Source organism: Desulfovibrio inopinatus DSM 10711, assembly GCF_000429305.1.
Lineage (GTDB): Bacteria > Desulfobacterota > Desulfovibrionia > Desulfovibrionales > Desulfovibrionaceae > Alteridesulfovibrio > Alteridesulfovibrio inopinatus.
The window spans coordinates 222,344-242,168 of record NZ_AUBP01000001.1; the positions used below are offsets into that span (position 1 = coordinate 222,344).

General features: G+C 50.0%; 16 protein-coding genes. 5 read left to right on the top strand and 11 right to left on the bottom strand.

Features of this window, described 5'->3' with window-relative positions; all coding sequences use genetic code 11:
* Positions 1-48: 48 nt before the first annotated feature.
* The 6 genes from G451_RS0100950 to G451_RS0100975 all read right to left on the bottom strand — a co-directional run bounded on the left by G451_RS0100950 (position 49) and on the right by G451_RS0100975 (position 7,482).
* A complete protein-coding gene (locus tag G451_RS0100950; RefSeq protein WP_027182797.1) occupies positions 49-1,074 on the bottom strand; it encodes a response regulator in 1,026 nt (341 codons plus the stop codon).
* 395 nt (positions 1,075-1,469) lie between these two features.
* Positions 1,470-2,996, bottom strand: coding sequence for a glucose-6-phosphate dehydrogenase (gene zwf / locus G451_RS26795; protein WP_051260991.1), 1,527 nt, complete (start codon positions 2,994-2,996; stop codon positions 1,470-1,472).
* Positions 2,997-3,194: 198 nt separating this feature from the next.
* Positions 3,195-4,103 (bottom strand): phosphogluconate dehydrogenase (NAD(+)-dependent, decarboxylating), encoded by a 909-nt coding sequence (gene gnd / locus G451_RS0100960; RefSeq protein WP_027182798.1) that lies wholly within the window; start codon positions 4,101-4,103, stop codon positions 3,195-3,197.
* A gap of 15 nt (positions 4,104-4,118) precedes the next feature.
* Positions 4,119-4,982: a transaldolase family protein gene (locus tag G451_RS0100965; protein ID WP_027182799.1), complete on the bottom strand. Its 864-nt coding sequence runs from the start codon at positions 4,980-4,982 to the stop codon at positions 4,119-4,121.
* Entirely contained in the window at positions 4,979-6,808 is a 1,830-nt protein-coding gene (locus G451_RS0100970; RefSeq protein ID WP_027182800.1) for a transketolase, read from the bottom strand. The genes G451_RS0100965 and G451_RS0100970 overlap by 4 nt, the downstream gene beginning before the upstream one ends.
* Positions 6,809-7,008: 200 nt before the next feature.
* Positions 7,009-7,482, bottom strand: a complete 474-nt coding sequence (locus G451_RS0100975; protein ID WP_027182801.1) for a hypothetical protein — start codon at positions 7,480-7,482, stop codon at positions 7,009-7,011.
* 92 nt (positions 7,483-7,574) lie between these two features.
* Between G451_RS0100975 and G451_RS0100980 the strand changes: the two genes are divergently transcribed.
* The 4 genes from G451_RS0100980 to G451_RS0100995 all read left to right on the top strand — a co-directional run bounded on the left by G451_RS0100980 (position 7,575) and on the right by G451_RS0100995 (position 12,485).
* The gene (locus tag G451_RS0100980) at positions 7,575-8,669 is read left to right on the top strand and encodes a hypothetical protein (RefSeq protein WP_156921462.1); all 1,095 of its coding nucleotides are present in this window, start codon (positions 7,575-7,577) and stop codon (positions 8,667-8,669) included.
* A 193-nt stretch (positions 8,670-8,862) separates the two neighbouring features.
* Positions 8,863-9,282, top strand: coding sequence for a Holliday junction resolvase RuvX (gene ruvX / locus G451_RS0100985; protein ID WP_027182803.1), 420 nt, complete (start codon positions 8,863-8,865; stop codon positions 9,280-9,282).
* Entirely contained in the window at positions 9,279-10,286 is a 1,008-nt protein-coding gene (mltG, locus tag G451_RS0100990; RefSeq protein WP_034640125.1) for an endolytic transglycosylase MltG, read from the top strand. The genes ruvX and mltG overlap by 4 nt, the downstream gene beginning before the upstream one ends.
* Positions 10,287-10,694: 408 nt before the next feature.
* A complete protein-coding gene (locus G451_RS0100995) occupies positions 10,695-12,485 on the top strand; it encodes a hypothetical protein (protein WP_027182805.1) in 1,791 nt (596 codons plus the stop codon).
* 137 nt (positions 12,486-12,622) lie between these two features.
* Here G451_RS0100995 and G451_RS0101000 read toward each other — a convergent pair whose 3' ends face one another.
* The 4 genes from G451_RS0101000 to G451_RS0101015 all read right to left on the bottom strand — a co-directional run bounded on the left by G451_RS0101000 (position 12,623) and on the right by G451_RS0101015 (position 17,621).
* A complete protein-coding gene (locus G451_RS0101000; protein WP_027182806.1) occupies positions 12,623-13,585 on the bottom strand; it encodes an ABC transporter permease in 963 nt (320 codons plus the stop codon).
* A 98-nt stretch (positions 13,586-13,683) separates the two neighbouring features.
* Positions 13,684-15,432 (bottom strand): bacteriohemerythrin, encoded by a 1,749-nt coding sequence (locus tag G451_RS0101005; protein WP_027182807.1) that lies wholly within the window; start codon positions 15,430-15,432, stop codon positions 13,684-13,686.
* Positions 15,433-15,635: 203 nt separating this feature from the next.
* Positions 15,636-16,820, bottom strand: coding sequence for a MalY/PatB family protein (locus G451_RS0101010; protein WP_027182808.1), 1,185 nt, complete (start codon positions 16,818-16,820; stop codon positions 15,636-15,638).
* A gap of 42 nt (positions 16,821-16,862) precedes the next feature.
* Positions 16,863-17,621: an acyl-[acyl-carrier-protein] thioesterase gene (locus G451_RS0101015; RefSeq protein WP_027182809.1), complete on the bottom strand. Its 759-nt coding sequence runs from the start codon at positions 17,619-17,621 to the stop codon at positions 16,863-16,865.
* Between the two features lie 90 nt (positions 17,622-17,711).
* Between G451_RS0101015 and G451_RS26800 the strand changes: the two genes are divergently transcribed.
* Entirely contained in the window at positions 17,712-19,361 is a 1,650-nt protein-coding gene (locus G451_RS26800) for a M14 family zinc carboxypeptidase (RefSeq protein WP_051260994.1), read from the top strand.
* Between the two features lie 138 nt (positions 19,362-19,499).
* On the opposite strand, the gene G451_RS34000 is transcribed toward G451_RS26800, so the two are convergent.
* The gene (locus G451_RS34000) at positions 19,500-19,664 is read right to left on the bottom strand and encodes a hypothetical protein (protein WP_156921463.1); all 165 of its coding nucleotides are present in this window, start codon (positions 19,662-19,664) and stop codon (positions 19,500-19,502) included.
* Between the last annotated feature and the right edge of the window lie 161 nt (positions 19,665-19,825).

Consider the following 19,825-nt stretch of genomic DNA (forward strand, 5'->3'; position numbering starts at 1 on the left):
TCGGCCGATCTTGTCGATCGTCGAATAATACATTGTGTTGGCTTTAATTCACAATAGGTACTCCCGCTTCATGCCGGTCATTTTTTCTTTTTCTTGAACGGTTGCCAGAAATGCTGGATCAAAAGCGCCTTTCTCACGAGCCGCGAAAAAAACGTCGACAAGGTGGGGATCCAATGTCTTTCCACGTAAAGAGTTCATGATTTCCAAACTCCGCGTCAGTGTAAACGCCTCCTTGTAGGTCCGTTTGCTATTGACGGCATCCCAAATGTCCGCCAAAGCCAAAATGCGGGCTCTAAGCGGGATGTCCTCTCCAACCAGTCCGCGAGGATACCCTCCGCCTCCGAATCGTTCATGATGTGAAGATGCGTTGAATGCTACTTCCTCCCATCCTGGTATCGTGATCTCTGCAAGGATCTGATAGGTTTTTTCTGCGTGGCTTTTCATGTGATCCCATTCGCCTGGACCATCGAGTTTGCCGGGTTTCAGGAGAACAGCGTCACGGATACCCAGTTTACCTACATCATGGACGAGGCTTTCGAGCAGAAGCGAGTGAATATCGTGACCGGAAAAGCCGAGTTCTCGTCCTATAACCATAGCATATATTGCAACGCGTTCACTATGGCATCCTGTGTATTCATCTTTGAAGGAAACGGCTCTGGCGAAACAGCGCGCCATGGACATGGCCATGTCGTTTGGGAAAATAATGTCTGCGGTGTCGCGAAAGTGGAAGGTTCGTTTTATTCGTTCTTCAAGGTCATATAAATCGAATGGCTTGACAACAAAGTCTTCTGCGCCTTCAAAAAAAGCACTGTGGAATTGTGCGAGATCTTTATGTGCGGTAATAAAAATAACCGGCAACCCAGGACGTATGCCATGCATTCGGCGCATTGTCTCAAAGCCGTCTATCCCTGGCATCTTGATATCGAGCAATACAAGATCCACAGGGTTTTCCGTCACATTTGACACCGCTTCAAAGCCATCTTGAGCAATCTGGATATCGTAATCTATTTCCAGAAAACTGGAAATAGCGTCTCGTATTTCTGGTGAATCATCCACAACAAGAATGCGTTTCATCGTTGACTCCTTGTGTTGAGTCTTCATGAACAGCACAATACAATATATTTCGCTGGGGTGGCGTACATCACGAAGCATAACACAATACGGTGATGTCCTAATCCCGCAGAGAAGAAGAGAGGACTGCATGTGTAGTGTTATTTAACTTGCCAGCGAAGAGAGTGTAAGATATTTTTTTATGCTATATGGAACGTTTTTCGTCAAGGTTGGATGCTAGAATTGTTATAAAAATCAATTTGTGGATTTTTTTTGATGGAATTATATTGAATAGTCTTGTGGAATCCTTTTATGTGGTTGCGGTGGCAATAAGAAGGGAAAAAGAGCGAGTTTTCACGTGCTGAATGAGCATACGGATGATTCGTACGATCCGTATGCTCATCGAACAGAGGGGAAGGCTATCGTGACACGTCATCAATGTACCCGCTATAAATCCGGGCTGTTTCTTCCGGTCCCCAAGAACCGGAGGGATAGAATCGAATATGCTTTTCCAATTCTGAGCATTCGTCACACATTTCCAGGATCGGAGTGAGGAATTCCCAACAAAGTTCCACGCTATCCTGTCTCCAGAACAGCATGTGATCACCGATCATGCTATCAATGAGTACCTTCTCATACGCATCAAGTATGGGGCCGGAGACTCCTTCATTGAAATTGAAGTGCATTGACGATGTTCGCAAGCACAAACGGGTATCCGGTTGTTTGACTTGGAACGACATTCGGATGGATTCATTCGGGTAGGTTTCCATAACGAGGCGGTTAGCTGCAATGAAGTCAGGACCAAGAATATCGCGAAAAATGGAATGAGGAACCTGTTTGAATTGCACCACGATACGCGTCACTTTTTTGGGCATGCGTTTTCCCGACGTGATATAGAAGGGAACACCTTGCCATCGCCAATTATCAATATATGCACGCAACATGGCAAATGTCGGTGTGAGTGAGTTGTGTGTGACGCCAGATTCTTCACGGTATCCGACAACGCGTTTTCCTTCGACAACACCGCTCTCATACTGTCCGAGAACGAGATCTTCAAATTGATTTTTAAGGTCGAAGGGGCGCAAGCTGCGGTAAACCTTCGCTTTTTCATCGCGAACCCGGTCAGATTGGAACTTAGAGGGTGGCTCTATGGTCGCCATAGCCAGAAGTTGCATCATATGATTTTGAAACATGTCGCGTAATACGCCGGACTCATCGTAGTATCCTGCACGATACTCCACTCCAAGCCGTTCTGCAGCTGTGATACTGACGTAATCAATATAATGCAGATTCCAAACCGGTTCGAAGATGGCGTTGGCAAACCGGAACAGTAACAAGTTCTGTATGGTTTCTTTGGCAAGGTAATGATCGATACGGAAAATTTGGTTCTCGTCAAAGTACTCATGCAGTGCCGCATCAAGTTCCTGAGATGACTTCAAGTCACGGCCGAACGGCTTTTCTACAACTATCCGACACCAAACATCGTCAGAAGGGCTATTTGCCAATCCTACAGCACCAAGGTTTCGGGCGACGGGTTGGTAGAGTCCTGGAGGTATAGCCAGGTAAAACATACGATTGCCGGGTAAATTCAAGTCCTGTTCAATGGATTCAATAGACGCTTTGAGATTGGCGTAATCGTCAGGTTGCTTATAATCCAGACGGTAATAAAAGAGACGTCGGGCAAAGTCTTTCCAGGCAATGCCCGCTAAAAGACCTGTGTCTTGAAGCGCTTTGCGCATGACGTCGCGAAAGCTCTCATTGTTCATTTCTGATCGCGCAGCACCGATAATGGCAAAACTATCGGGAAGACGACCGACGCGGAACAAGTTGGCTAACGAAGGGATGAGTTTGCGCGATGTCAGGTCGCCCGATGCCCCAAAAATAACCAAGGTACATGGGCTGGGGCGATCCTGTTCGAGACAGGCTGGACCGTTATTCAATATCATTATCTACTCCTTGAGAAAGAGAGTACGGTCATTGTGCAAGGGGGGAGGGGCATCCCGAGCTTCTCAATGCCACAATTTTATTGCAGATAATGTGGCGCAGAGCGGAAATTGATATACCGCATCTCGCCACGGCATGCTGTTTGCTCTTCGAACCGTTTGTGCAACGCGTTGTTGCACAAACGGTTCGTGTGTGTCGGGTTACTTCTTTTTGACGGCGTGACCACCGAATTGGTTCCGGAGTGCGGCCAAAACGCGATCGCCAAAAAAATCGGGTTGTCGTGATCGAAATCGTTCCATCAATGCCAAGGTGAGAACCGGCGTTGGAACAGCTGTATCGATCGCTTCACTGACGGTCCAGCGTCCTTCTCCCGAATCATCGACATAGGCTTCAAGTCCGTCTAAATGCGGGTCGTCGCTAAACATACGTTCGCATAACTCCAGCAGCCAGGATCGGATGACACTTCCCTGATTCCAGAGATGACTGATCTTTGTGTAATCGAAATGCTCACTGTATTCCGATGCGTCGAGGACGGCAAAGCCCTCGGCATAGGCTTGCATCATGCCGTATTCAATGCCGTTGTGGACCATTTTGACAAAGTGACCGGCTCCAGTTGGGCCGCAGTGGAGAAACCCATCCCTGGGCGCAAGGTCGATCATTGCCGGTTCAATGGCTTGGACAGCTTCTTTCGGACCGCCGAGCATGGTGCAATAGCCGATTTGGAGTCCCCAAATACCGCCGGAAACACCAGCGTCGACATAATGGATGCCTTTATCGGTAAACGCAGGAGCACGACGAAGATCGTCTTTAAAGTGGGTATTGCCCCCCTCCACCACGATATCTCCTGGTTCAAGCAAGTCGATCAACTGGTTCAATGCATCGTCGACCGGCTTGCCTGCCGGAAGCATAACCCAGACAACGCGAGGGGCTTCAAGAGCCGCGACAACCTCAGGAAAAGTTTCGACGGCCTGTATATGCTCCTCTGTCTTCGCAATATCTTGTGCTTTGGAAAACGTACGGTTCCAAGCAACCACCTGATGACCAGCACGGGACAGACGTTTGGCCATGTTGCCGCCCATGCGACCAAGGCCGAGCATTGCCAATTTCATACATTCCTCCAGGGTTTAGGCTGTGATGAGATTGTTCCAGTCGCTGGCGAATTTCGCCATGCCCGAGTCGGTAAGGTCATGCATGATGTTGTAGTCTTGCCACGGTTTGTCCAAGGCAATGTTCTGGTAAATGATGGGGGCCAGTCTGGCCGGAACACGGACAGGGTCTGTTGGAACCGGCATCCCGGCATCGGCCCAATCCACAAGAACATTGTGAGGAACGGTGACAATGTCCGGGTTGAGTTTGAGGCAATTGAGGAAGTGATCGAGGCTGCGCACACTGGCGGCCAGAACTTCGACATGCCCGTCACCTGGGGAGTACATTTTGAGAATATTCGCAATGAGATCGAGACCACGCTGGTTGCGATCATCAAGCCGACCGATAAAAGGAGAAACAAACACATCGCCGGGTTTGGCCCCTTGGGTTGCCGTGTATACGGCTGCGGCCTGTTCCTGCGTGAAGCACAACGTCATGTTCACGCGTTTACCTGCCGCTATGAGCCGGTTGGCGGCTTCGAGCCCGGCTGTTGTTGTAGGACATTTGATGTGTGCATTGGGAATCCAATCAAACATCTGAGTGCCTTGGTCAATCATGGCTTGCGCTGTCGTGTTGCTGTCGGCATAGACTTCGATCGAAACGGAACCTTCTGGGATGAGGGAGGAGATTTCCTGGATCACTTTTTTATAAAAGCCGAGGAGTTCTTCTTTTTGAAACGTACCGTCAGTTTTGACGTGTTGTTGGGCCTGTGGGTTTTTGGCCACCAAACTGGGGTTGGTTGTTTGACCATCAAGAAAACCGAGTCGGTCAAGAATATCCCGCGTTTGATCCGGATCGGCTCCATCGAGGAATATTTTCGTGTTCAGATTGTCCGGTCTCATACGATCTCCTGTACTTTTTTGACGATGCTCGTTCTGGAAATGGTTTCGTAGTTGAGGAGCTCGTCGGGTGTGCCGCTCATGGGCATTTTGGATACGGCCAGACTGACAACGTGCAAATCGGTATTCGCCAAAGCCGCGCTTACGGCTTCTCCCAATCCACCAGTCGGGCCATGATCTTCCACGGTGATAATCGGCCCTTGCGAGGCTGCGGCGGCCAATGTCTGACCGTCAAGGGGCTTGACGCAATACAGGTCGATAACTCGAACGGATATGTTTTGTTGCTTCAATTCCTCCCAGGCCGCTAACGCTTCATGTACTGTCAGACCCGCACCGATAATGGTGGCAACATCGAGGTCTGATTGTCGAAGGATTTTGAATCCTCCGATGGGGAAATATTCTGCGTTGTCGTAGAGTACCGGCGTGCTGCCACGCGTGGTTCTGATATAGACAATGCCACCATACTCTGCGGCGGCTTCTGTCAATTTGACACAGGAAACCGCATCGCTCGGATATAAAACGACACTGTCCAAAACGCTCCGAAACATGGCAATATCTTCAAGTCCCATTTGCGAAGGGCCATCTTCGCCGATGGAAACGCCGGCATGGGATCCACAAAATATGATGTTGGCCCCAGAGTACCGGCTCATGCGAATTTGATCAAACGCTCTGGTGAAAAACGCGCCAAATGTTGACACAAAAGGAAGTCGGCCTCTCCGTGACAATCCCAAAGCCATGCCTACCATGTTTTGCTCAGCAATGTACATTTCGAAAAACCGATTCGGATAGGCTTTTTTGAAGGTATCGGCATATGTTGAATTACTGACTTCGGCATCAAGCACAACCATATCGGGAAACGCGTCAGCAATGCGAACGAGGCCTTCTCCGTATGCTTTGCGGGTAGCAATGGGTTCCCCGACTGAATAGGAAGGATGTGGAGGCGGGGCGGAAGGCATCGGCTCGGAGCGGATATCCAGGGGCGCCGCAATGTTACCACGAAGATCGGCAGGAACCTCTCCAAGCGCGGTCAAGGCCTCGTTCAGGCGGTCTTTGGGAATAGGCTTTCCATGCCAGCCATTGAGGTCTTCGGCGAATGGTACGCCTTTGCCTTTGATGGTTTTGGCGATGATCATGAATGGCACTTTGGCTGTGTGGGCTGTGGCTCGGGCATACGCATTGAGGATGGAGTCCATATCATGGCCGTCGATGACACAAGTTTCCCAACCGAAGGCCCGTACGCGTTCGTCATAAGCAGTAACATTGTGACCATACATGGTTTCACCGCGTTGACCCAATCGGTTAACGTCGAGAATGGCAATGAGGTTGTTCAACTTGTAGTGAACTGCGAGCTGGATCGCTTCCCACACAGATCCTTCGGCCATTTCCGAATCTCCAAGCAGGACATAGGTTCGTGTTGGCGCGTTTTCCAAATATTTGGCGCAAAGTGCCATGCCGGCACCGATAGAAAGACCTTGTCCTAAAGAACCGGTCGCGGCTTCCGCTAAAGGAAAACGAGCTGTCGGATGTCCTTCGAGTGGAGAGCCGAAGGCGCGAAATGTCTTCAATTCTTCGTCTTGGATGGCTCCGGCTGCAGCCCATAACGCATAAAATAGTGGCGAGGCATGCCCTTTGGAAAAAATAACCCGATCATTTCCGGGATGTCCCGGTCGACTCGGGTCGAAACGCAGAATACTTCCAAAGAAGAGTCCCGTCATCAGGTCCGTGGCCGAAAGGGAAGATGTGGGGTGTCCTGATCCGGCCGTTGTTGACGAAATGAGAATATTTCGTCGTATCAAGCGGGCAAGGGTGCTGAGTCTGTTGGTATCCATGACGTTTCCTTTATAGCACAAGAGCGAAGCAGACGTTGGCGCAAAGACACGCATAGAATAACGGTATGACGAGGAAGTTGATAAAAGTCAAATGAAGTATCCCTCACGTCAAGCGAGGAAACTTCATCAGGGGATGCGACACAGGATGATGTGTTTGGAAGGCGGAAAAGTGTTATCTTGGTTGGAGACGACAGAGGAGATCAGTCGTCGGGGTAATGTTCGCCACAACAGGACGTGGAGTCAGGAGCATCAAGGAGTTCTTCTGTGGTTGGTCGGGTCAGTCCTCCCAAATGCGACCAAATGGAACAGACGATCTCCAAATCGGGGTCGTCGTCTTGAATTTCTTCTGCAGTCGCGGCAAATGCGAGAAACCGGCCCGCGCCGAGAAATTTCCCGTCTTCATCGAAGACAAGTTCGATCATGTGGGTCGGCTCCATGCCGCCTTCCATTGCCATCCACTCGGTCATGGTCAGACGAAAACCGCTCTCGGCTGTTGGGTGCTCAATGCGCCAAAGTTGCCGGGAATGCACCTCGGGCTCGGGAGCAAACTCCAATGCATAAGCTTGTCCGGCCAGAGCTATACGATCAATTGCGGCAAGAAAGTCTGATTCATGAAAACGTGGTTTCCATTTTGATGGACCGACCTGCTCGCACGTCAAGAATACTTCGTTCATCGTCACCTCGCTTGGAGAAAATTTACATCGGAGTTCTTTCCACGTACAATGGTATGCATATGAACAATCAGCAAACAAAGGACGGCTTTGCCATGACATCGCAGTGCTTTGCAACCCGGTGTATGTATGTGTTTGTTTTATTTGTCGCGTTTTGTATCGCTTCCGGACCGACTGCTTCTTCTGCGTGGGCGCAACCGGAGGCCCGATACTGGAGGATTGAACGATTTGTCATGCCGGGACCGAGCGGTATGAATGCCACCCGAGCACAAACCTTTGTTGGGAAGGTGGTGGAATTCAATCCCAACCCCACATCCGCAACGACCATGTCCTTTGAGGGGGAAACGTGCGCGGTTTCAGTGCTCCCGCGTCGTATTAATGCTGGAGGCTATATTTCCAGTGCATATCATGTGTCACCCAAAGCACTGGATATTGATCCTGCAACGCGCATAACGGTGGTTGAGACCGGCTGTCGCTTGCCTGGTCTGGAACGGGTTATTCAAGTGTCTCCCCGCCGATTGATTTTTATGCGTGACGGCGTTTTTTTCTTGTTGTCACCGGCTCCCAGGCCCAGTGCTCCTCCACCGGTTCCTGGTATGAATTTCAAACAGTATCCCGGTATCGGTTTAACCGTGTCCTATCCTCGTTCCGTTCAGTTCGTTGCCGATGGTCGAGGTCCACGGCATGGACTCGGTATTGCGATTTCCATCACCCCGCTGTCTCAATTGGAGCCTGGTGATGGACCGTTCGATGCTTCCCGAAAAATTGCTTTGGAAGACCGCCAGGCGCTTCGTCAGGGCCAATTCGGAGCAGAGCCACCATTTGCTGTGCCCGCTTCGCAGAGGGTTCGCCCTATTCCCGGGAGACTCCACGCCAAAGTGTTCACGACTCTGGCTGAATTTGAAATCTGTAGTGTTGTGTTTGAACAAACCGCTATTTTTTATCGGGGAGATACGCAGATACGCATCCGCCTTATGGCTGCTCCCGACGCCGTTATGAATCAAAATCCGACGTTTTTTACACGTGATCCAGCTCAATGCGGACAACAGCTTATCTGGAACTTTCCTCGGAATGCCGACATCATTCCGGTCTTCTATGAACGTATGCTGAATCATCAGACAGGGCCTGCGTCGGCTGCCTGGCTCTCTACGTTTCAAACTATTCTCGATAACCTGCGTATGACGCCATAGAGCAGGGGGCCCCAAAGTGTATCGATGCAAAGAGGGAGGACTCGGTCCTTCCTTTTTGCATCATGGTGCGTGGTTTATTGTGTTTTCCGCGAAGCGTATGTTTCATGGTATGGGACACTTGATGAGTGTATCGTGATGTTGCCTGCGAAGGCAGAGGAAGATTCCCAAGAAGAGAGAGCAACGTAGGGGACGTATGACAGTATTAGGGATTGATTTTGGGGTGAAGCGTGTGGGAGTGGCTGTTTCGAATCCGGATAAAACGATGGCCTTTCCGGTCTGCACGATTCAGCGAACCACGCGCGATGCCTTATTCGAACGCCTGCTTGAGCTTATTGAAGAGAAAAACGTGGAGCGTATTGTGCTTGGTTTACCCCAGCACCTCGATGGATCGGATTCTCTGACAACCAGACAGGTTCGGAATTTTGCCGCCAGTCTTGGTCGACGTACCGATGTTCCCATTGAATTTATTGACGAAGCCTTGTCCTCTGCCCACGCAGAAGCTCTTCTTGACACTGCTGGCGTGCGAGGCCAGAAGAAGAAGCGCGTGCTGGATCAGCAAGCCGCTGTTGTTATTTTGGAGTCCTATCTCACTTCCTTCCGGAGTATGATATGAAGTCGCTTTTCCTTGGCCTGTTTGGCCTGCTTCTGCTCGCCATCCTTGGTCTCGGATGGTATGGATATAGCTTTTTGAGCATTCCTCCTGCGACACCAGGAGAAAGCAAGCGTATTACGATTGTACCGGGAGAATCATTTATTGCCATTGCCAAACAGCTTGAAGCCGAAGGCGTGGTGAAAGATGCGTTTTCGTTTCGTATTTTGGCGCGGGTTATGGAGAAAAGCGATAAAATCCGTGCGGGGGAGTTTGAGGTCAACACCGGGTGGAAACCTCTTCGGGTATTGAATCATCTTGTTTCTTCCCAGGGCCTTCTCCATCGCTTGTCCGTGCCCGAAGGCCTGACGCTGGAACAGACAGCCGCCATTGTGGAAAAGTCAGGCATGGGGAGTGCCGCGTCGTTTCTCTCTGCTTCTCGCAACCCAACGATTCTGGGGAAATATAATATTCCCGCTAAAACAGCCGAAGGATTCCTTTTTCCTGAAACCTATTTTTTCACGAAGCAGGAAGGCAACGACGCAACGTATGTTGTCGAAGCCATGTTGAAAGAATTCAATAAGCAGCTTGCCGAAGTCTTCCCGGAAGATGCTCCAACGGGAAATGTTCTTTTTGAATTTGTGACTCTGGCATCTATTGTCGAAAAAGAGTCTGCTGTTCCCGTTGAACGTCCTCGGATTGCCGGTGTGTTTATCAATCGTTTGCGTCGTGGTATGCTGTTGCAGACCGATCCAACCATTATCTATGGACTCGGCCCGGAGTTTGACGGCAACTTGACGCGTAAACATCTCGACGATCCTTCCAACCCCTATAATACGTATCAACACCCCGGCTTGCCTCCTGGACCGATTTGTTCACCCGGTAAAGAAGCGCTTCTCGCCGTTAAAAATGCAGAGCATCATAACTATCTGTATTTTGTTGCAAAAGGGAGTACTGGCGAGCATTATTTCAGTAAATCCTTGCGTGAACACATTAATGCCGTCAATAAATACCAATTGAAGAAATAAAGCGATCTTCGCATGAGTCGGTAAAACAAACACTTCTGCTTCCTTCCGCGTGAAGAGGCTAAAGCCTGCACGCGCGGTCTTTCCGAGAGCTTCTCTTCTCACGCACAATAGCGAGCCGTTCTCTGACGGCTCGCTCCAATATCTCCATAGCTTCGTATTGAGTGCTTCTCCATGAATCTTTACGTAAATGTCCCTTCAAACACGCCAGGGGAGAGGCGAGTACTGTGAGGTAGTGCTCCTCATAGCGGCTGACAGTGGTGCGGAAGGGGTATAGCTTGAAAGCGCGCAACGGTTACTTTTTCAATATGTCTAAAGAAGTATGTGTTACTGTCGATAAGTGATATGTCTCTTTGGTTTTGTGATGTTTTTATAAATAATTTGAACAGGGTGTATGAATAAGGATGCCGCATGTCGGATGCTATCTCTTCGTCGTACAGTGATATTCGTGGCGGAAGTCTCTCTCCCCAAACGGAGTCGTGGGATACATGGAGCACCGCAAAAAACGACATTCAAAGCTCTGAGACCTCTCAGAAAGACACGATTATCATTTCCAGTGAGGCGCGAGCCCGCTACCTACAGGAACAGGAAGAACAAGAGACTCAATCCATTGCAACGTGGGAGACACGTTTTGGTCTGACGCCTGGAGAACACGTGTTGGAGAATGGGACTCGTCAGGTCGTGACCATGGAAGGAAGGTCCATTGAGATTGTCGAGTATGACAAAGATGGAGGGTTACTCAGGAAAATCAACGGTATACTGGATAATGATTCTGCTGTGTTCGACACGGAAGTGTATGACGTTAATGGCGATGTTTCCCAAACACTGCATGTGGAGTTGACCGGACTGAGTAATTCGTCGAAGGCGCATTCTGAAGCCCGCATGACAAGGACAGCCACGTGGTTCCAACATGGCGAAATGGTTCGTCAAATGTCTGATGCCATGGATTTGGAGAGTACATACAGGGGAGGACATGCCGTCATTGATTTATCATTGGAAAAGAAGGATGTCCCACAAGAGAGCCAGACAAAGCTCGCCATCGAAGATTTGTTTGATATTGAGAATAAGGGCATCGAGTTTTCCCTTGAAGACATGGCAGGGTCTATAACTCAAGATAAACAGGCAACGAATTACCAGTTGCGTGTTCAAGATTTTGTCGATGGTCAATTGCGTGGAGAAATGACAATCGACCAGAAGTCAGAGTATGAAAATCTGACAAACCGCTCTACATCTGCAACCATTCTGCAAGGTCCATTCACCACAAATGAACGGAAGCATGATATATCGTTGAATGTATCAATTTCAAACTATGATGCTGAGGGAAATCTTCTCCGTACAGCATCATTTGAAGATAATCACAAGGATGGATGGGGAGCCAAAGACGGGAGACTTTCGCAGTCTGTATCTGTTTCTTGGTATAATAAGGGCGAATTGATACGGCGCAGTGCTGGCTCTCTGACCATGAAAGAAGTCGATGGCAAAGGAATGCCTGACCGCGCTACGATTTTTCAAACGTTGGGTATGACAGAAGAGGAGTATGCGACTCAGCAAACGCATTCCGCCTCGTCGTTACTTGCCAGCGTGGCGTATAAAGCGTCGACCGAGGCCGATCTTTTTGGAAGCGAGTTGAAGCATGATGCCGCGACCACAGTGAATGGGGACTATAATACGGCCGGAGCCGTGTCGAAGTCCGGTTCCGGGGCCAATCCGTATAGCATTTCCTGGACGGATGAGACTTATGTTGATGGAGAGCTGGTTTCTCGTAAGGAACATAAAGAATCTGCAACTGAAAATCAGATCCCGTCTAAAGGACAGTTTCGTACTGGAGGGGGATTGACCGAAGACGAAACGACTTCCCTTCTTCATGACTCCAGCCACCATATCGAGACCTATGAAAAAGGGCAGCCTGTACTGGATGTGACGCTTCACGGACACGAATACATTCAAAGGGATTCCCATGGTCCCGATGAAATACGGACATCTTTCCAAGGCGGCCAAACAGGCAACGGGCAAGATGACCAAGGCTTCCAGCAAACCGAGATTGGTATGTTGGAGGAAACCGATAGTGCATTTCACGACGCAAGTGAAGGTTTTGGCACACAGCTTCAAGCCATTTTGAGCAGTGTCGTGCACTTTGTGCGTTCCCCTTCATCTGCACTGGATGAGGGAACTCAGGGGGTTGCGTATGGGGCACTGCGGTAGTCCATAAATATTCAGGCGATATGGAGTGTATTGCTCCGTGTTCTTTTATTGACTCCGATATGGGGCGCTTGTGATTTGCGCCCGCACCACATGTTTCCACAAGTAAATATTTCGGGAAGAGGCGTTGAACAGTCGTTCTACGCCTCTCGACGTATTCGGGGGTCGGCAAGCGAATATACGGCGTCAGCAAGAAGATTTCCGCTGAGCGTGAGGGTGGCACCGAGTACGAGGTTTCCCATGATGAGTGGGTAATCTCGGGCCATGACAGCGTTATAGAAGAGTTGCCCCAGACCAGGGAGACCGAAAACAGATTCGATGATGACTGACCCGCCAATGAGCATGGGGACAGAAAGTCCGAGCAGGGTAATGACGGGAAGGAGCGCATTGCGAAGCGCATGCTTGAAAATGACCGTTCGCATCGGCAGTCCTTTGGCTCTCGCGGTAACAATATAATCCTGTCGAAGCGCTTCAAGCATGGCCGCACGCATATAGCGAGACATGCCCGCCAATGAACCGAACGTGGTGACAAAGATAGGAAGAGCAAGGTGAGCGGCAAGGTCTTGCAGTTTGCCAAAGAGGGAGAGATTTGCGTAGTCGAGCGATGTCAGACCGGAAATCGGCACAATGGGCCAGAGGATGCCGAAAGCGAGCATGAGAAGCAACGCCAGCCAGAACGATGGCATGGCAAATCCGAGAAAAACTACAATCGCGGCGATCTTATCGAAAGCACCTCCTTGATGAGCTGCCGAAAGGACGCCGATGGGTATAGCAATAAAAAGCGTCAGTATGAGAGCGCTTGCACTTATGAAAACCGTCAACGGTAAGCGTTCGCGGATTTTTTCCCACACAGGACGGTGGTCACCGGAAAGGGATGTCCCAAAGTCGAAACGGACAATTCGAGAAAGCCAACGCCCGTATTGCACATGAAGGGGTTGATCAAGTCCGTAAAGCGTTTCAAGACGGGCTCGGGCTTCGGGAGTAATAGCAGGATTCAATGTGGTCTGCATATCGGTGGGTTTGCCCGGCGCGAGATGAATGACAACAAAACTGAGCAGGGTGATACCGAAAAAAACCGTTGCCAGCCAGATGAGTTTGAACATGAGGCGGGGAAAAACTGACACGCCAGCTCCTTGTATGGTGAACCGACAGAAAAACATTTGTCCGGACCAGCAATGCTGGTCCGGACAAAAGAAACAATCTAGCGGACTCCCTTGGACGACAAGAACGGTCCGTATTTTTTATCAGTTCCCATGATATGCTTGATGAGCCAATCCTTGAGAAAGTTCATGATGCTTAAAGAAACCGTAACGCGGCCTGCTTTGACATCCTTCTCAAATGTTTTGACTTTGTCGACAAATGACGCATGAACTCGCCGGTGTGCCTCTTCATCGGGGTAGCCATAACGTTTGAACAGCTCTTCTTCTTTGCTGAAATGTTCGACCGTGTATTGTTTCAGCGCATCAATGGTCTGAAGGAGTGTTGTTTTGGAGCGCTTGTTCTTCATGGCATCGTTGAGTTGGTTGATAAGGTCGAGAAGGCGTTTATGTTGTCGATCAATGGAATCGATGCCAACCGATAACTCATCCGACCATTCCATGAGTTTTCCCGAAGAGAGCCCCAATGTCTTCCCGGGTTTATTCGCTGCGCAGATGTTGTGAACAACACCGTCGAGTTCACCAACAAGTCCAGTCATTCGAGCCAGTGTTTCAGCCGACCGTCCCATACCAATGGCCGTCTGCTCGGCAACATTCGAGACTTCGGCCACGGCGCCGGTGATCTGATCCGATGTCGCCGACTGTTCCTCAGAAGCCGTTGCAATGGATTCGACTTGAGCTGATGTTTCTTCGATCAAGGCCACAATTTCTTGCATGAATTCACCGGCCTTCGTCGCTGAGGCCGTACTTGTCGTAATGTTTTCCGCTGTTGCATCGACAGCATCAATATTCATGCGAGCTACATCTTGAATCGATGCGATGGCCCCTTCAACTTCTTGGGTCGCGGTCATGGTTTTTTCCGCTAGCTTGCGGACCTCATCAGCAACAACGGCAAAACCACGTCCTGCGTCACCAGCACGAGCCGCCTCAATAGCCGCATTGAGCGCAAGCAGATTCGTTTGGTCGGCAATATCGTTGATGACGCGAAGTACCTCACCAATGGATTCGGCCTGTGCTCCCAGACGATCCATGGTTTCTTTCAATCCAAGGACGCGCTTTTCAATGGCTAAAATCGACTGTACCGATTCCTTGACATTGAGTGCCCCTATTTGGGCTTTTTCCTGAGATTTTTTTGCATTGGAGGCGGCGCTGGCAGCGTTTTGCGCGATCTCCATAACCGTCATGTGCATCTGCTCCATGGCGGTAGCCGTCTCAATCATGCGATCGGTTTGTGTTTGCATGCCGCTGTGAACTTTCTCGACTTCGTTGGACAGGTCGCCGACGGAATCGGTGACTTGGCTGGATACCTGTTTAGCCTGATCCGCCGCTTGCTGCATACTCTCAAGAAGCTGTCTCGAGTCGGCATCATGCTCCTGGAGTTCTTTAAGTGTTGCTTCGATTTCACGAAGGCGGTCCTGGGCGGCATGTTCGTTGGTGATCGCTTCCTGTTCGCGTTCGTGTGCAGTCTCGACCAGTGTAACAAGTGCTTGGGCAAGTGTATCAAGCTCACCACGAAACGGCCCTTCAAGAGGAATCGTTTTTTTGTTTGATGTGGCGGATTTGGTATAATTTACAAGACGATCAATAGCTGTGACAATATGGGCCTGCACCCCAAAAAATTGAACAACGCCGAGGACGATAAACCCGGCAGCCATGATACAAACTCCATACAATGCATTCCAGCCAGGGAAAGAGAGAACATTGTACATCAGGAGATAACTCACTCCAAGGATGAATAGTATCGTCAAAAGTCCTCGGACAAGCATTGTTTTGACAAGAGATGAATTGTTCACGGAATACCTCGGACTACGGTGTTAAAGAAAACGGACTTGTAACGTTATAGCATGACTATGTTGGTGCCAATGTATTGAATGATTGGCAAGGATATCCGGTGTAATGCATTGTTAAGTTAGGAGTGCCATGGACGTGTGCCTTTTTCAGGATCTAGTGTCCATTAATTACAATTCGTAGGACACTATATGTCAGAAATCGAACATTATCCATTGGCAAACGCTGCAACAAGTCGATCTAACGCCTGGTTGAGCATGCTTTTCGGACAGGCGAAATTAAACCGCATGTATGTTTCTCCACCTGTGCCGAAGGTTGCCCCCACATTGAGGGCTAAACCCGCCTGATTCGTTATGCGCCTCTGGACGTCCTCCATAGGAAGGCCTGTTCCGGAAAAGTCAAGCCAGGAAAGATACGTTCCGTCAAGCGGCATTGATGTGACTCCAGGGAGATGTTCGGCGACGGTTGAATCTACCAGATCGCGATTACTTTTAAGGTACGGAAGGAGTGCGTCAAGCCAAGGGGCACCATGGGTGTAGGCAGCGACAGCGGCCAAGGGACCGAACATATTGGGCGTATACAATCCGCACCGCGCCAGTTGACGGAATATTTCACGATGCAGAATCGGATTCGATGCTATGATATTGCCTGTCATCGTACCGGCCAGATTGAATGTTTTGGTGGCTGACGTACAGGTGACGGTCCTTTCGGCGACGGCCGGTCCAAGCGTGGCTATGGGAGTATGGACATGTTCCGGAAAAACAATGTCATGATGGATTTCGTCCGACAAAATAAGCAGATTGAAATCAAGGCAGATTTCTGCAAGCGACTTGAGTTCCGATTCCGTCCAAACCCGGCCTCCGGGATTATGCGGACTGCAAAGGACAAGAAGACGTGCAGCGGGGTTGGCTTGAAGACATTGAATGAGGTAATCGAGATTCATTTGGTAGCGTCCGTTTTCTATGACCAACGGACATTCGAGAACACGACAACCATTGCGTGTCACGGCCCCATAAAAGGGAGGGTAGAGGGGAGGCATCAGCACGACGGCATCGCCGGGCTTACATAATGCCTGGATGATAAGGCTTGCTCCGGATACAATGCCTGGAGAGGTCAGAATCCATTCCGGATCGATACGCCACTTATGGCGACGATTCATCCAGCCGGCAACCGCCAGTGGATAATCGATATCGTTGCCATAATAGCCAAAAATTCCATGATCAATCGCTTTGGCCAGAGCTTGGATGACTTCAGGTGGAGGACGAAATTCCATATCCGCCACCCACATGGCGAGTCCGGTATCGGGCGATACGCCGAAACGTTCTTCCATTCCATCCCATTTTTCACAATGAGTGCCACGCCGGTCGATGACGGTATCGAAGTCGTATTTCATTCCTCCAACTAACAGAATTCAACGAGAAGTTGCAAGGAACGACTACGAGGTCGGTACGGAACGGAAACTACATTGCGCACAAAAAATGGGCTTTTCTCGACAGAGACCGGTCACTTGCACATGTTCTCCGTTCGTTTCCTGACGAGTGATGAATAAATCGATAACGTCGTTGAAGAACGATTCATTGTGAAATGTCACCCAGAGTGAGGCAAGGTTGCCGTGGATGCCTGCATCGTAGAGTGCATCAAGACTTACACGGATATATTCCGTATTGTTGACGTGTGCGTTGATATCAAGACTGCTGCGACAAACACGAAAGCTCGCCTGCGAGCCGGCATTGTCGGGGATGCGTGCGGGTTTCAATCGCTTGATTGGAAAAGAGAGAGCAAATTGCTTGCGCGGTTCATAGAGTTCGGCAAGAAAACGCGGGTCAACGGCGCGACGTTTGGTCGCATCCACGACAATCCACTCTGAACTGGCACGAAACAGAACCTCATTATCGGGAAGTTGTCCAATAAACTCCCGCCCGACACGGAGGCGATTGAAGGCGCTGGGCCATGTTGAGACGTCCACCTCCATATTCTGTTCCGGCATTCGGTCTATTTCGATATGTAGGACGGACAAAGCCCAGAAATATCCTCGTTGGGCCAGATCGTTCATGCCGGAGCCAAGGCGATCGGCATGCGATGAGGCCGCGGTCTGGATTATTCCCGTCAACGCATGTCCGGGAAGTGTTGCCCCTGGTCCACATTCGTATGGTTGTACGTGCTTGACGAAACTGTATACGGGAGCTGGTTCCATGGATATATCCAGATTAACGTGTTGAAAAACGAAATGTATCGTGCGGCGTGCGAGAGTGCAAGATCTTGGCGGTTTGGAGTGGAGAGAATCATGCGCGTTCGAAATATCATCTTCGGAGTGATCCTGTCTCTGGTGTGTGGTGTCATACCGGCTCGCGGTCAAGACCGGTTTGTTGTTGAAGTGTGTCATGAAAACACGGAGGCCATGCAACAGGTTTTTGAACGTTTTGTTCCATGGACTGTCATCCCGGCGATGCATTGCGCGGTGTTCGATGTGTCTGGAGCAGAGCGTTTAGAACTGGAGGCCAGTGGCTATCGCGTCCGGGTTGATCTCGAAAAAACGGAAAAATATTTTGGATCATCGGGCATTGTGACTCGTGCTCGTCAGAAGCGCACGATTTCCGGATATAGTTGTCTGCGAACAACAGATGAGCTCTATGCCGCTTGCGCTGATTTGGCACAGCGCCGACCCGATCTCGTTCTCTGGTCGGATATTGGCGACTCATGGGAAAAGACGCAGGAACTTGGTGGCCACGATATCATGCTGCTTCGCCTCGGGAAGCCGGCGGTTGAGGGGACAACAGCTCCGATTGTGTTGCTGACAGCGGGGATACATGCCAGAGAGTTGGCCCCTCCTGAGGTTGCGGTACGATTTGCCGAATATCTTGTCTCCTTTGCCGACTCCGATCCGGAAATCGCTTGGCTCCTCGCGACCCGTCAAATACATCTTATTCCGGTGGTGAATCCTGATGGGCGTGCTCAAGCTCAAACAGGACTGTTGTGGCGTAAAAATACGAATAATACTTTCTGTGCGGCGACAGACAATCGCGGTGTCGATCTCAACCGAAATTTTCCCTTCAATTGGGCCTGTTGTAATGGCTCAAGCCCCTTCGAATGTGCAAACGATTATCGCGGACCGATGTCGTCAAGTGAGCCGGAGACCACAGCCGTCACTGAATACATACGATCGATTTTTCCGGATCGCCGTGGAGAGGCCGACTATGATGCGGCTCCCGACGATACGCCCGGTTTGTATATTGATCTCCATAGCTATGGTGAAATGGTGCTTTGGCCGTGGGGGTACACGTATAACTCCCCGCCAAACGAAACATTGTCGGTTCTTGGTCAAGCCTTGGCTGGTCAAAACGGGTATTGGGCCGGCCAGGCCTCGGGATTGTATCCAACAGATGGAGCTGCCGACGACTTTGGATATGGAGAACGCGGTGTTGCTTCGTATACGATAGAGATGGGAACAGATTTTTTTCAGGAATGTCCAGAGTTCGAGCAAACGATTTGGCCGAGTATGCGCAAAACCCTGCTCTATGCGTTCACGAATGGGGCAACGCCGTATCTGACTCCTTCCGGTCCACTCGTCGAAGTGACATCAATCGTTAACGATAGTGCCAAGAGACAACTGCACATCACCGCCGTTGCACAAGTAAGCCAAGCTGGGACCGTCGTTCGCTCTGCCTCGGTCGGGCTGTATTCTCTACAAGGCGTGTTGGTATCCACGACCGTTGCCATGCAACCTCGTGATGGAGTGTTTGATGCGGCTGAAGAAACCGTTGAGGCTGATATGACTGTTGATCCCCAACTTTCAGGGACTTTTTTTGTTGTTGCTGATGCACAAACAGATAACGATATAACGGGGCCTCAAACAGCGGCATTTGCTGCTATTTCCGATCCCTATGCGGCTATTGCAGCCATTCTGGATGTCCTATTGGAGAATGAAACGCAATGATACGCTGGTGTTGAGGAAAGCAAACAAGAGTTCGTCCGATCCCAGAAATATGCATCAATCATGGGACGGATAAAGTGCTGTCCAGAAAAGAATGGTGAAAATTGATAATCGTGTTCGTCTAACACGAAGGAAAACTCGTTAGAAGGCGACTGGCATGCCGAACAATCCCACCACGACACCGCTGATACGCTGGAAGAAGCGTTGCGCTGCATCGGGATTGACGAAAACCCACTGATAAATCAGATAGGCAAGGGCCAGCGTGCCCAAAGTATTCCAAACGAATCGTCCGAATGAGAGCATCATAGTTTTCCCTCCCGTATGGGATTGCGTGATACGGGTGCGAAACTCTAAGCACAGATCATACCATTCGGGGTGCATTCCGGAAAAAATGGAAAAGAAACTTTTAACATTGATGAAGAAAGCATTGCCGGGTTTGTGTTGTCCGTTGAAAGTGGACTGGTCTA

Bases quoted from the DNA above. Each gene is read 5' to 3' on its own strand.
- ruvX (WP_027182803.1), top strand. From the start codon at position 8,863: ATGACAGTATTAGGGATTGATTTTGGGGTGAAGCGTGTGGGAGTGGCT.
- mltG (WP_034640125.1), top strand. From the start codon at position 9,279: ATGAAGTCGCTTTTCCTTGGCCTGTTTGGCCTGCTTCTGCTCGCCATC.
- G451_RS0101015 (WP_027182809.1), bottom strand. From the start codon at position 17,621: ATGGAACCAGCTCCCGTATACAGTTTCGTCAAGCACGTACAACCATAC.
- G451_RS34000 (WP_156921463.1), bottom strand. From the start codon at position 19,664: ATGATGCTCTCATTCGGACGATTCGTTTGGAATACTTTGGGCACGCTG.
- G451_RS26800 (WP_051260994.1), top strand. From the start codon at position 17,712: ATGCGCGTTCGAAATATCATCTTCGGAGTGATCCTGTCTCTGGTGTGT.
- G451_RS0100950 (WP_027182797.1), bottom strand. From the start codon at position 1,074: ATGAAACGCATTCTTGTTGTGGATGATTCACCAGAAATACGAGACGCT.
- zwf (WP_051260991.1), bottom strand. From the start codon at position 2,996: ATGATATTGAATAACGGTCCAGCCTGTCTCGAACAGGATCGCCCCAGC.
- G451_RS0100970 (WP_027182800.1), bottom strand. From the start codon at position 6,808: ATGGATACCAACAGACTCAGCACCCTTGCCCGCTTGATACGACGAAAT.
- G451_RS0101010 (WP_027182808.1), bottom strand. From the start codon at position 16,820: ATGAAATACGACTTCGATACCGTCATCGACCGGCGTGGCACTCATTGT.
- G451_RS0101000 (WP_027182806.1), bottom strand. From the start codon at position 13,585: ATGTTCAAACTCATCTGGCTGGCAACGGTTTTTTTCGGTATCACCCTG.
- G451_RS0100975 (WP_027182801.1), bottom strand. From the start codon at position 7,482: ATGAACGAAGTATTCTTGACGTGCGAGCAGGTCGGTCCATCAAAATGG.
- gnd (WP_027182798.1), bottom strand. From the start codon at position 4,103: ATGAAATTGGCAATGCTCGGCCTTGGTCGCATGGGCGGCAACATGGCC.
- G451_RS0100965 (WP_027182799.1), bottom strand. From the start codon at position 4,982: ATGAGACCGGACAATCTGAACACGAAAATATTCCTCGATGGAGCCGAT.
- G451_RS0100995 (WP_027182805.1), top strand. From the start codon at position 10,695: ATGTCGGATGCTATCTCTTCGTCGTACAGTGATATTCGTGGCGGAAGT.
- G451_RS0100980 (WP_156921462.1), top strand. From the start codon at position 7,575: ATGACATCGCAGTGCTTTGCAACCCGGTGTATGTATGTGTTTGTTTTA.